Source organism: Kineococcus rhizosphaerae (assembly GCF_003002055.1).
In the GTDB taxonomy this organism is placed as follows: Bacteria; Actinomycetota; Actinomycetes; order Actinomycetales; family Kineococcaceae; genus Kineococcus; species Kineococcus rhizosphaerae.
On sequence record NZ_PVZF01000012.1, the window covers coordinates 180,168 to 191,750 of the forward strand.

An 11,583-nucleotide genomic window follows, 5' to 3' on the forward strand; every position below is an offset into this window, starting at 1 on the left:
GCTCAGCGGCGCCTGTGCGTCGACGCTGACACCCACGTCGCGGACCCACCGGCGGTCGTCCACCGCCGCAGGGTGGCGACCGGGTGTCGATGCGGCGGACGGCTTCGGGTCACCTCCCCGCTGGGCGGTGAGCGCCGGTACCGAGCGGCAGGGCGGAACCCGGCGGTGAACTCCAGGACGAGCTGTTCGCCCTGGCCGGGGTGGAGCTCCTGCCCGGTGGGGTGCCGCAGCAGCGGTCCTGACCGGGTCCCGGGTTCTCGCTCCCGAGGAGGACCGCGGAGGGCGTACCCCCGCTGTCGGTGGACGAGGATCGGGTGGTGATGGCCTAGGCTTGAGCAGGACGAGTCGGCCGGGCGACCGCGTCGGCCGGGGCGACCCGGCCGCCGAGGAAAGTCCGGACTCCACAGGGCAGGGTGGTGGCTAACAGCCACCCGGCGTGAGCCGCGGGACAGTGCCACAGAAAGGAAACCGCCACGCCGAGCGATCGGCGCGGTAAGGGTGAAACGGTGGTGCAAGAGACCACCAGCGCGCTGGGTGACCAGCGCGGCTAGGTAAACCCCACCCGGAGCAAGACCAGACAGGCAGCGTTCGAGGGCGGCCCGCCCGAGCTGCCGGGTAGGTCGCTTGAGGCGTGCGGCAACGCACGTCCTAGAGGGATGGTCGCCACCGCTCCCCGGAGCGGTACAGGATCCGGCTTACAGGCCGGCTCGTCCCCACTGTCGTTCCCGACCCGCGAGGACGCGGTCGCGGTCGTCGACGGGACGTTTCGACTCGCCGGAACCACGTCGAGCGCCGTCGTCGGCTCGTTCCGCCCGGAACGTTCGACGTCCCGAGCGGGGTCTGCCGCGAGCCGACCGCTCAAGCCGGCGGCGCTGACGCCCGATCCACGCCTGGTGAGGACACCTGAGCAGGCGGGACTGGACCACCTCGCCTTCACCACCCGCCAGACGCACACCTTCACGGAGCCGGCCTGCCCGACCTGCGGGCAGCAGGAGCACTGGGCGTTCTACCTCGATCCGCGCGACGAGCTCTGGCGCCTGCTGGTGGGGCGCTGCGAGAGCTGCTGATGGGCGCGGCCCGGGGCCCCGCCACCGGTCGAGGGCTGCGCGAAGTCCTCGGGTGCGGACCCGCCGGTGCGGGGAGCGGGTGTCCAGACCGCCTGGTCGTGGCCCCTTCCACGGGGACCTCGTCCACGCCGCGGCTCGCGCCCGGAGCGGAGGGTGGCGGGCCGGAGCTTCCCCTCTCCGACCCGCCACGCACGACGGTACCAGTACTCGAACAGGTGTTCGAGTCGAACCCGCCGGACGGGACTCCCGTCGCGTCGCCGGCCGCTGCGCCCTCCGGGCGTCAGGCGGTGCGCGAACGCCTCCGCCACGTCCTGGGACGCGGCGGAGGCGTTCGGGGGAGCGCGGGGCGAGTCACCCCTTGAGGGCGCCCCCGAAGTTGAACGCGCCGCCGAGGCGGCGGGACAGCAGCACGTAGAGGACCACGACGGGCAGCGTGTAGAGCACCGAGTACGCCGCGAGCTGGCCCCACTGGACCGACCCGTACTGCCCGAAGAAGGTGAAGATGCTCACCGAGGCGGGCAGCCGGTCGGGGGACAGGAGCAGGACGAAGGGGATGAAGAAGTTCCCCCACATCCCGATGAACGTGAAGATCGTCACGACGGACAGACCCGGCCACATGAGCGGCAGGACGATGTGGCGCAGCGTCTGCATGGAGTTCGCCCCGTCGGTCCAGGCCGCCTCCTCCAGCGTCAGCGGGACCCCGTCCATGAAGTTCTTGCACAGGAAGATCGACATGGGCAGGGCGGTGGTCGCCATGAACGCGATCGTGCCGCCGATGGTGTCGATGAGGTTGAGCTGCACGAAGAGCCCGTACACGGGGACCATGATCGCGGTGATGGGCAGGCCCGTGGAGAACAGGATGGTCAGCAGGAACGGCCGCTTGTAGCGGGTCTCGAACCGGGACAGCGGGTAGGCGGCCAGGGTCGCCACGAAGATGGCGATGACCGTCGAGCCGACGCACAGCACCAGGCCGTTCCACATGGGCCGGTAGGTGGTCTCCGGCGTCAGGACGGCCCGGAAGTTGTCCAGGCTGAACCCCGAGCCGGGCCACTCCAGCTTCAGGCCGGCCTTGGCGTTGAAGGCCGCGAAGACGACCCACAGCAACGGAATGAGGAACATCACGCCCAGCACCGCGGTGACGACGTTGGCGGCGGCCGTGGTGACCCAGGTGCGCGGGCCCACGGGCCGGCGGGAGGTGACCGCCAGGGGGGCGGTGGACCGGGTGCTGGTGGTCTCGGTGGTCATGGCGTCAGTCCTCGCGCAGCAGGCGCATGTAGACGATGGAGAACACGCCGCCGACCGCGAGCAGGACGAGGGCGATGGCGGTGCCGTAGCCGATCTGGCTGAAGGAGAAGGCCTGCTCGTACATGTACAGCGGCAGGGTCTGGCTCTTGGTGCCCGGCCCGCCCTTGGTCATCGTGTAGATCAGGCCGAAGACCGACAGCGTCTGCAGCGTGATGAGCATGAGGTTCGTCGTCACGGTCCGCTTGATCATGGGGATCGTGACGTACCGCAGCCGCGCCCAGCCCGTCGCGCCGTCCATCTCCGCGGCCTCCTCGATCTCGGCGGGGATCTCCGACAGGGCCGCGTTGTAGACGAGCATCGAGAACGCCGTCCCGCGCCAGACGTTGGCCAGGGAGACCGCGATGATCGGCAGGGTGTAGAGCCAGTTCTGCCCCAGACCGAGCGTCCCGATGATCTCGTTGAGCGTCCCGTCCTTGGCCAGGAAGGCGTACCACAGGTACCCGGCGACGACCTCGGGGATGACCCACGCGCCGATGACCGTGATCCCGACCAGGGTGCGGACCACCGCCACGGAGCGCTTCTGCAGCAGGGCCAGCGCCAGGCCCAGGACGTTCTGCCCGACGACCGCCGACAGCACGGTGAAGACGAGCGTCAGGACGACGGAGTTGGCGAACGCGTCGCTGCTGAACGCCGCTCGGAAGTTCGCCAGTCCGACGAACTTCGTGTCGCCCGACCCCGCGCCGGTGAGCGCGGTGTTGGTGAACGCCGCGTAGACGCACCACAGGATCGGGCCGGCGAGGAACACCAGCAGCAGCGCGATCGCGGGGGTCAGGGGGAGCGCCCGGGCGATGTCGACCTTGATCGGGTGGGTCCTGCGTCGCAGTTCCGGTCCTGTCGGGGCCCCAGGTCGTGTCAACGTCGCCACGGGTGCTCCTCCTTCCTGCGACTCAGAGCGTCGCGGTCTTGTCCTCGCCGACGATGCCCTTGACGGCCTCGTCGTAGGCCTTGGCGGCGTCCGCGGGGCTGGCCTGGCCGGTGACGACGGCCTCCATGGCGACCTGGATCTCGTTGGAGACACGGGGGTAGTCGGTGTTCTGGGGGCGGTACTGGGTGACCGGCACCAGGCTGGAGAAGAACTCCAGGGTCGGGTTCGAGCCGGTGTAGGTGGGGTCGGCGGCGACGTCCTTGCGGACGGCGACGGCCGCGGAGTTGATGTTGTAGCGCAGGTTGTTCTCGAACGACGTGAGCGTCGAGATGACCTTCCACGCGTCGTCGGCGTTGGAGGCGTTCTTCGTCATGGCCCACGTCCAGCCGCCGGACATCGAGATTTTGCCCTCGCCCGACCCGTCCTTGGTCGGCATCGGGGCCTGACCCATGACGTCGTTCCACTCCTTCCACGGCTTGCCGCCGGTGTCCAGCCAGGTGCTGGACTGCCAGGACCCGTCGAGGTCGATGGCCAGCGTGCCGCCGGGCAGGAACTCCTCCGAGACGCGGGTGCCGATCTGGGCGTCGAGCGCGACGGAGGGGTCCGGGGCCAGCTTCTCGTCGAAGATGGTCTTGATGAACTGCAGGGAGTCGACGAACTCGGGGCTGCCGACGTTCCACTTGTCCTTGTCCTTGTCGTACAAGGTGGACCCGGTGCCGTAGAAGAGCATCTCGAACCCCTGCATCGACGCGGCCTCACCCGCGGCCTTGCCGGCGAAGACGTTGATCGGGGTGACGCCCGGGACCTTGCCCTTGATCTCGCGGCACGCGGCGAGGATGTCGTCCCACGTCTTCGGCATCCAGTCGGCCGACAGGCCGGCCTTGGTGAGCAGGTCCTTGTTGAACCACAGCGCGCGGGTGTCGGTGCCGTCGGGGATGCCGTACGTCTTGCCGTCGGCGGCCTTGGCGGCCCCCTTGGCGACGTCCTGGAACTGGTCCCACTCGTCCCACTTGCCGAGGAAGCTGTCCAGCGGCTGCAGGTACCCGGCGGTGATGTCGGAGTTGATGAGGAAGGTGTCCTCGTACACGACGTCCGGCGAGGTGCGCGGCGAGCGCATCATGAGCTGGAGCTTGGTGTAGTAGTCGTTCTCGGAGGCGACGATCGGCGTGAGCTCCATGGTCTTGCCGGAGTTCGCCTTCTCGTAGGCGCTCTTGACCGTGGTGAGGTAGTCCTTCATCACGGTGCCCGAGCCCCACTGCTGGTAGGCGACCTTGATCGCCCCGCTGGAGGAGTCCCCTCCGCTGTTGGAGCCGCCGCCGCAGGCAGCGGTTCCGAGCACGGTCCCGGCGCCCAGGCCGGCATAGGTCAGGAAGCTACGACGACGCACAACCCACTCCCTCGTGGCGGTGTCTCGATCTCTGGTCGGCGGCGGGTCGGGCGGGTCGTCCCCGGGTCCGTCGGGCCGTCGTGAGGAAACTAAATCCAGTGGATTGACCGTGTCAACGGATCGGGCGCATGATTCTGGGAACGATCCCAACCCGGCTCGTCGGGGCAGGGGTCGCCGAGCGCGAGGAGGCGCGGGTGCGACGAGGCACGAACCTGCCGTGGGTGGGCGACTACAACCAGGCCGTCGTGCTCGACGGCGTCCGGCGCCACCCCGGCACGTCCCGGACCGACCTGGCCCTCGCGACGGGTCTCACGCTGCAGACGGTGTCCAACATCGTGCGCCGGCTGCTCGAACGGGGTCTGGTCGCCGAAGGGGAGCCGTTGTCGCGCAACGGGTCGCGTGTGGGCGGCAAGCCGCGCACGGCCCTGGCCGTCCGGTCGGGCGCCGCCCTCGCGGTGGGGGTGCAGTTCGAGCGCGAGCACGTCGACGCCGTCCTGCTCGACCTGTCCGGCGAGGTGCTCGCCGCCGATCGCGAACCCCTGCCGGACCTGCCCGGCTCCAGGGAGCGCGCCGTCGAGGTCGCCGTGACCCACGCCACGGGCGTCGTGCGGCGGCTGATCGACACGTGCGGCTCACCGGACGCCGTCCTCGGCGTCGGGGTGGCGGTCCCGGGCCCCCTGGACTTCGCCGGGCCCGTGCGCAGTTCCGCCATCAACCTGCCCGGCTGGCGGGGGGTCGCCATCGCGGACATGCTCGCCGCCTCCACCGGGCTGCCGGTGCTCGTCGAGAACGACGCCACCGCCGCGGCCGTCGGCGACCTGTGGCGCTCGCGCCGGGTCGGTCGCAGCTTCCTGTACGTCCACGTGGGGGCCGGCATCGGCGGCGGGGTCGTCGTGCGCGACGAGGTGCTGCGCGGGGAGTCGGGCAACGCCGGCGAGATCGGGCACGTCGTCGTCGAACCCGACGGCCCGGCGTGCTCGTGCGGGGCCGGCGGCTGCCTGGAGGCCGTCGCGGCCCCCGCCGCCGTCGTGCGCCGCTACGCCGAACGGGTGGGAGTGGCCGCCGCGCGCCGCGCCGGGCTGCGGCTGGCCGAGCGCAGCGTCCTGGACGACCACGACCGCCTGGGGGTGCGGGCCGCCGCCGGGGACGAGGCCGCCGGGCAGGAGCTGCAGACGGCCGCCCGGGCCATCGGGCGCGTCGTGCTCGGGGTCGTCAACGTCGTCGACGTCAGCGAGGTCGTCCTGGGCGGCAGCGGCCTGCGGCACGCCGGGGAGCGGATCCGCGACGCCGTGCGCGCCGCGCTGGGCGTGGCCATGACCCGCGAGGTCCACCCCGTCGAGGTGCGCTTCAGCGACGCGGGGGAGCAGGCCGGGGCCCTGGGGGCGGCGAGCGCGGTCCTGCACGAGGCGCTGTCCTCGACGTGGGTGGGGGTCCACGTGCCGGCGCGGGAGATCGTCATCTCCCCGGTCGCGCCCGTGCACTGAGGGGGACTGCTGCGCGTTCTGGCAGGATGCCGCTCGGCTCCGAGGTCGTGGCCGCACTCAACGCTCAGCCGATCCCCGAGGTTCCGATGGCCGTCACCGCCACCCCGTCCGCGATCGACCGCTGGTTCGAGATCAGCGCTCGAGGCTCCACCGTCGGCCGCGAGGTCCGCGGCGGCCTCGCCACGTTCTTCACGATGGCCTACATCGTCGTGCTGAACCCGCTCATCATCGGCACCCAGGCCGACGCCACCGGCCGGTTCCTCGGCGGGGGCGACGGCCCGAACCTGGCGGCCGTGGCCGCCGGCACCGCGCTGGTCGCCGGCGTCGTGACCCTGCTCATGGGCTTCGTCGCCAACTACCCCCTCGCGCTGGCCACCGGGCTGGGCCTGAACGCCTTCCTGGCCTTCGGGGTGGCGAAGCTGCCGGAGATGACGTGGGCCGACGCGATGGGCCTCGTCGTCATCGAGGGGCTCGTCATCCTCGTGCTCGTCCTGACCGGGCTGCGCGAGGCCGTCTTCCGCGCCGTCCCCGCCCCGCTGAAGACCGCCATCAGCGTCGGCATCGGCCTGTTCATCACCATCGTCGGCCTCGTCGACGCGGGCTTCGTCCGCTCCGGCAGCGGAACCCCGCTGGAGCTGGGCATCGGCGGGTTCCTGGCCGGCTGGCCCACGCTCGTCTTCGTCGTCGGCCTCGTGCTGATGATCGTCCTCATGGCCCGCGGCGTGCGCGGGGCGATCCTCGGCGGGATCGTCGCCGCCACCGTCCTGGCCCTCGTGGTCGAGGCCGTGGCCCACCTCGGGCCCCGCACGGGCGCCGACGGGTCCGTGGTCAACCCCCGGGCCTGGGGCCTGAACGTCCCCGCGCTGCCCGACGCGTGGATCTCCGCCCCGGACTTCTCCACCCTTGGCCACTTCTCGCTGCTGGGGTCCTTCCGGGCCGTCGGCTGGGTCACGGTGGTCCTGCTCGTCTTCACCCTGCTGCTGGCCGACTTCTTCGACACCATGGGCACCGTCGTCGCCATCGGCGCCGAGGGCGACCTGCTGGACGAGAACGGCAACCCGCCGCGCATGCGCCGGATCCTCGTGGTCGACTCCATCGCCGCGGCGGCCGGCGGCGCGGGCGGCGTGTCGAGCAACACGAGCTTCATCGAGTCGGCCACGGGTGTCGGGGAGGGCGCCCGCACGGGCCTGGCCAGCGTCGTGACCGGGCTGGCCTTCCTGCTGACGACGTTCCTGGCCCCGGTCGTCTCGATCGTGCCCTACGAGGCCGCCACCCCGGCCCTCGTCGTGGTCGGGTTCCTCATGATGACCCAGGTCAAGGGCATCGACTGGACGGACCTGGAGATCGCGATCCCGGCGTTCCTGACGATCGTCCTCATGCCGTTCACGTACTCGATCAGCGCCGGGATCGGGGCCGGGTTCGTCGCCTTCGTGATCCTCAAGCTGGCACGGGGCAGGGCGCGCAAGGTGCACCCGGTGATGTGGGTGGTCGCGGCGCTGTTCGTCGTGTACTTCGCGATCGACCCGATCAAGCAGCTCCTCGGGGTGTCCTAACCGGTCCGCCCCGGACGACGTGAACGCCGGTCCCCACGACGGGGGCCGGCGTTCTCGGCGTCCGGAGGGGCTCAGGGGGTGTCGGGCCAGACGATGCCGACCTTGCCGTGGGTCCCGCTGTCGGCGATGCGGTACGCCTCGTCCGCCTCGGTGATCGGCCGGGTGTCGGTGACGACCACCTCGGGGTGCAGGCCGGTCCGGTCGAGCAGTTCCAGCAGCTCGGCCATGTGGACCGTGGAGGTCACCCAGGACCCGTGGATCGTCAGCTGCTGGTGGATGACGTGCTCGCTGACGTCGACCGACAGGTGCCCGCCCTCGCCGACGAGGGCGACCCGGCCCCAGCGCCGGGTGTGACGCAGCGCGAAGAGCTGCCCCGCGCCCGAGCCGCTGCAGTCCACGGCCGTCTCGACGCCCCCGGGCAGCGCCCGCTCGAACGCCTCGTCGGTCGGGTCGGTGGCCGTGGTCACGGCCCCCAGGCGCAGCGCGAGCTCCTGGCGCTCGCTCGAGGGGTCCACGCCGACGACGGTCCGGACCCCCAGCGCCTGCGCGAGCAGACCGGCCGCCAGGCCCACGGGCCCCAGACCCACGACGAGCAACCGGTCGGCGCCCGTGACCCCGATCCGGCGCACGGCCTCGTAGGCCGTCCCGAAGCCGCAGGCGACGCAGGCGCCGTCGAGGTAGGTGAGGCTGTCGGGCAGCACGAGCAGGTCGCGCTCCTCGGCCAGCAGGTGGTCGGCGTGCCCGCCGTCGCGCTGCCAGCCGTAGGCGGCGCGCAGGGGGGAGCTGCAGCTGATCTGGTACCCGCGGCGGCAGTCGTCGCACTGCCCGCACCCAGAGATGTGGTACACGACGACGCGGTCCCCGACGCGGATGCGGTCGACGCCCGGGCCGACCGCCACGACCCGGCCGGACGGTTCGTGCCCGCCGACGACGTCCTGGTAGGCCTCCGGGCCCTCCCCGAGGTGCTCGCGGTAGATGGCGCGCAGGTCGCTGCCGCAGATGGTCGAGGCGCGCATCGCGACGAGGACCTGGCCGTGGGCGGGGTCCGGGACGGGAACCTCGCGCAGGTCCACGACCCGCCCACCCGGCAGGTAGGCCGCGCGCATCGTCGTGGGAGTCGCCGGGGCGGTGGTGGGGACGGTCATCGGGGGCCTCCGGTCGTGTGGACCCCGACCGTCAGGACGAGGTTGGAGCACAGGCGCACGTCCGCCGTGGCGACCACGACGTCCGCCGTCCGGGTCTGGTCGTAGAACGCCCAGCGGTCGGCCTCGACGCGGTGCCCGACCGCGGGACCGAGCAGGTCGCGGTAGTCCGCGTGCGCGGGCACCTCGCTGCCGTCGGGGGCGCCCATGAACACCGCGGACTCGACCGGCAGGGCGGCGAGCAGCGGTTCGAGGACGTCGGGGATCGAGAGCAGGCCCGGGCGCAGGTTGAGGTGGACGACCTCGGCGGAGGCCTTCGTGGCCGAGCGCAGGGGGAAGTTCGCGTCGGCCAGCAGGAGCCGGTCGCCGTGGCCGAGGCGGGCGAGGGCCGCCAGCAGCGGCGGGTGGATGAGGCCGTACGTCAGCACTGCGGAACTCCTTCGAGCAGGCGGGTGGTCCCGTCGAGGTCCCACAAGTCGTGCCACGACCCGGCCCCCGGCCACAGGAACACCTGTCCCTTGATGAGCCGGTTGCCGCGCTCGGCCGAGCGCAGGGCCTCCATCTCGTCCGGGGTCAGCGGGTCCTCGACGACGGCGGCCAGGTTGGCCTCGTACTGGCTCTGCTTGACGGCGAAGGGGATGGGGACCTGTCCGCGCTGCACGGCCCACTTCAGGCAGACGAGCACCGGGTGGATCCCGTGCGCCGCGGCGATCTCGCGCACGACGGGCAGTTCGGTGTCGACGACGTCCTCGGGGGTCCGGTCGCGCTCGGGGCGCGAGGGCGAGCCCAGCGGCGAGTACCCGACGGGCTGGATGCCGTGCTCGCGGCAGAAGGCGAACAGCTCCTCCTGCTGGAAGCTGGGGTGCAGCTCCATCTCGTGCAGGGACGGCGGGACCCGGGCGTCGGCCAGCAGCAGCCGCAGCTTGGGGATCGTGGAGTTCGACGTGCCCAGGTGACCCACGACCCCCTCGTCGACGAGCCCCTCCAGGGCCCGCCACAGGGCCAGGTAGGCGCGGTGGTCGTAGGGCCGGGCGTGCGGGTCGCGAGCGTCGGTGTCGGCCTTCGGGGGGTGGTGGTTGGGGAAGGGCCAGTGCACGAACACCGCGTCGAGCCGGTCCAGGCGCAGGTCGCGCAGCGAGCGCCGGACCGAGGCGACGGCGTCCGCCGGCTCGTGGGCGTCGTTCCAGACCTTCGTCATGACGAACACGTCGTCGCGGTCGAGCCCGTCGGCGAACGCGCCGGCCAGGCTCTCGCCGACCTGGGCCTCGTTGCCGTACACGGCGGCGCAGTCGACGAGGCGGTACCCGGCCCGCAGTGCGCCGGACACGGCGCCGGCGACCTCGTCGGGGCCGTAGCGGTCGGACCCGAACGTCCCGAGGCCGATCGCGGGCATCGTGGCGCCGGTGCGCAGGGTCCTGCGGGGGACCCGCGCGGGGTCGGTTCCCGTCATCGGGGAGTCCTTCGTCGTCGAGGGGAGCGGGCCGGGTCAGGCTAGGACGAAACGATTCGCTCGGTCAACGTGCGCGGTCAACGTGCGTGGTCGGCGGGAGGAGCGCCCACCGAGGCGCCGCGCACCAGCTCACCGGCCAGGACGACCCGGCGCGGCGGCGCCCCCGCCCCGTCGGGGGACAGCCGGGTCCGCAGCAGGTCGGCTGCCGCCCGGGCGATCTCGTGCGCCGGCTGGACGAACGTCGTCAGCCGGGGCGTGGTGACCCGGGCCAGCGTCTGCCCGTCGAAGCCGACGAACGACAGGTCCCGGGGCAGGTCGATCCCGGCCTCGCCCAGCGCGATCAGCGCGCCGACCGTCAGTTCGTGGTTCGCCGTGCAGACGGCCGTCGGGCGTGGGGACCGGCCGAGCAGTTCGTGCATCGCCGAGCGCCCCGACTCGACGGTCAGGGGAGCGCGCACGACGCGGTCCCGGGCGAGCGCGATCCCCGCCGCCCGCACCGCCCGGCGGAAGCCCTGCGCCCGCTGGGCCATCGTCCAGATCGACGACGGGCCGCCCAGGAGGGCGATGTCGCGGTGACCGGCGCCGGTGAGTTCGGCGACCACGCGCGCCGTCGCCCCGGCGTTGTCGAGGACCACGGCGTCCGCGGCCGAGCCGGTCACCAGCCGGTCGACCAGGACGAGCGGCACCCCCCGCGCGGCGGCGGCACCGACCGCCTCGCCGTCGTGCTCGCCGGGGACGACGACCATGCCGTCGACCCGGCGGTCGCTCAGCAGGTTCACCGCCGCCGTCACCCCCGCCGACGTGCCCTGCGTGGTGACGACGAGGACCCGCGTCCCGGAGTCCTTGAGCCCGTGCTCGATCCCGGCCACGATCGCGGCGTGGAACTCGTTGTCGAGTTCGGGCAGCAGCACCCCGACCGTCCCCGACCGGCGGGTGCGCAGGCTGCGGGCCAGTTCGTTCGGCCGGAAGTCCAGGTCGCGGGCGGCCCGTTCCAGCGCCTCCCGGTTCTCGGTCCGGACGTTCCCGCCGTTGTAGAACTTCGAGATCGTCGCCAGCGAGAGACCGGTGACCCGTTGCAGGTCCTTGTACGTCGAACTCACGCGCGGGGCACGAGGCGCTGCAGCTGGGTGACGTGGGCGGGGGTGAGTTCGTCCAGGCTGGTGACCTGCAGCAGGCGCATGGTGCGGGTGATCTGGTCGGTGAGGATGGAGATGGTCTTGTCGACCCCGGCGCGCCCACCGGCCATGAGGCCGTACAGGTAGGCGCGGCCGATCAACGTGAACCTCGCGCCCAGGGCGAGGGCGGCGACGATGTCGGCGCCGTTCATGAT

General features: G+C 72.2%; 11 protein-coding genes and 1 other RNA gene. 4 read left to right on the forward strand and 8 right to left on the reverse strand.

The window, feature by feature from the left end; genetic code table 11:
• Nucleotides 1–341: 341 nt before the first annotated feature.
• Nucleotides 342–714: RNase P RNA component class A (gene rnpB, locus CLV37_RS21265), an RNA gene on the forward strand.
• Between the two features lie 179 nt (nucleotides 715–893).
• The gene (locus tag CLV37_RS27800) at nucleotides 894–1,067 is read left to right on the forward strand and encodes a hypothetical protein (protein WP_170127410.1); all 174 of its coding nucleotides are present in this window, start codon (nucleotides 894–896) and stop codon (nucleotides 1,065–1,067) included.
• Nucleotides 1,068–1,418: 351 nt separating this feature from the next.
• Here the strand turns inward: CLV37_RS27800 and CLV37_RS21270 are convergent, their stop codons facing one another.
• Genes CLV37_RS21270 through CLV37_RS21280 form a run of 3 tightly spaced genes read right to left on the reverse strand, consistent with a single transcriptional unit; the run spans nucleotide 1,419 to nucleotide 4,624 of the window.
• Nucleotides 1,419–2,312 (reverse strand): carbohydrate ABC transporter permease, encoded by an 894-nt coding sequence (locus CLV37_RS21270; protein ID WP_106214190.1) that lies wholly within the window; start codon nucleotides 2,310–2,312, stop codon nucleotides 1,419–1,421.
• Between the two features lie 4 nt (nucleotides 2,313–2,316).
• Complete coding sequence (locus CLV37_RS21275) at nucleotides 2,317–3,237, reverse strand: carbohydrate ABC transporter permease (protein WP_211298836.1); 921 nt, start codon at nucleotides 3,235–3,237, stop codon at nucleotides 2,317–2,319.
• Between the two features lie 22 nt (nucleotides 3,238–3,259).
• Entirely contained in the window at nucleotides 3,260–4,624 is a 1,365-nt protein-coding gene (locus CLV37_RS21280) for an extracellular solute-binding protein (protein ID WP_106214192.1), read from the reverse strand.
• 194 nt (nucleotides 4,625–4,818) lie between these two features.
• Between CLV37_RS21280 and CLV37_RS21285 the strand changes: the two genes are divergently transcribed.
• A complete protein-coding gene (locus tag CLV37_RS21285) occupies nucleotides 4,819–6,108 on the forward strand; it encodes an ROK family transcriptional regulator (RefSeq protein WP_170127411.1) in 1,290 nt (429 codons plus the stop codon).
• Between the two features lie 86 nt (nucleotides 6,109–6,194).
• Nucleotides 6,195–7,661 (forward strand): NCS2 family permease, encoded by a 1,467-nt coding sequence (locus CLV37_RS21290; protein WP_106214257.1) that lies wholly within the window; start codon nucleotides 6,195–6,197, stop codon nucleotides 7,659–7,661.
• 71 nt (nucleotides 7,662–7,732) lie between these two features.
• Here CLV37_RS21290 and CLV37_RS21295 read toward each other — a convergent pair whose 3' ends face one another.
• The 5 genes from CLV37_RS21295 to CLV37_RS21315 form a co-directional block, all read right to left on the reverse strand.
• Nucleotides 7,733–8,806 carry a zinc-dependent alcohol dehydrogenase family protein gene (locus CLV37_RS21295; protein ID WP_245885532.1) on the reverse strand — a complete coding sequence of 358 codons (1,074 nt, stop codon included), beginning with the start codon at nucleotides 8,804–8,806 and terminating at the stop codon, nucleotides 7,733–7,735.
• Nucleotides 8,803–9,231 (reverse strand): RbsD/FucU family protein, encoded by a 429-nt coding sequence (locus CLV37_RS21300; protein WP_106214196.1) that lies wholly within the window; start codon nucleotides 9,229–9,231, stop codon nucleotides 8,803–8,805. The genes CLV37_RS21295 and CLV37_RS21300 overlap by 4 nt, the downstream gene beginning before the upstream one ends.
• Nucleotides 9,225–10,253, reverse strand: a complete 1,029-nt coding sequence (locus CLV37_RS21305; RefSeq protein ID WP_106214198.1) for an aldo/keto reductase — start codon at nucleotides 10,251–10,253, stop codon at nucleotides 9,225–9,227. The genes CLV37_RS21300 and CLV37_RS21305 overlap by 7 nt, the downstream gene beginning before the upstream one ends.
• Before the next feature lie 77 nt (nucleotides 10,254–10,330).
• Nucleotides 10,331–11,353 (reverse strand): LacI family DNA-binding transcriptional regulator, encoded by a 1,023-nt coding sequence (locus CLV37_RS21310; RefSeq protein ID WP_106214200.1) that lies wholly within the window; start codon nucleotides 11,351–11,353, stop codon nucleotides 10,331–10,333.
• Nucleotides 11,350–11,583 (reverse strand): alpha-hydroxy-acid oxidizing protein (locus CLV37_RS21315; RefSeq protein WP_146149524.1); only part of this gene is annotated, 234 nt, incomplete at its 5' end. The genes CLV37_RS21310 and CLV37_RS21315, both read right to left, overlap by 4 nt.

What these genes read in the sequence shown, in the direction of transcription:
- CLV37_RS21270 (WP_106214190.1), bottom strand. Translation starts at nt 2,312, where the DNA reads ATGACCACCGAGACCACCAGCACCCGGTCCACCGCCCCCCTGGCGGTC.
- CLV37_RS21290 (WP_106214257.1), top strand. Translation starts at nt 6,195, where the DNA reads ATGGCCGTCACCGCCACCCCGTCCGCGATCGACCGCTGGTTCGAGATC.
- CLV37_RS21295 (WP_245885532.1), bottom strand. Translation starts at nt 8,806, where the DNA reads ATGACCGTCCCCACCACCGCCCCGGCGACTCCCACGACGATGCGCGCG.
- CLV37_RS21305 (WP_106214198.1), bottom strand. Translation starts at nt 10,253, where the DNA reads ATGACGGGAACCGACCCCGCGCGGGTCCCCCGCAGGACCCTGCGCACC.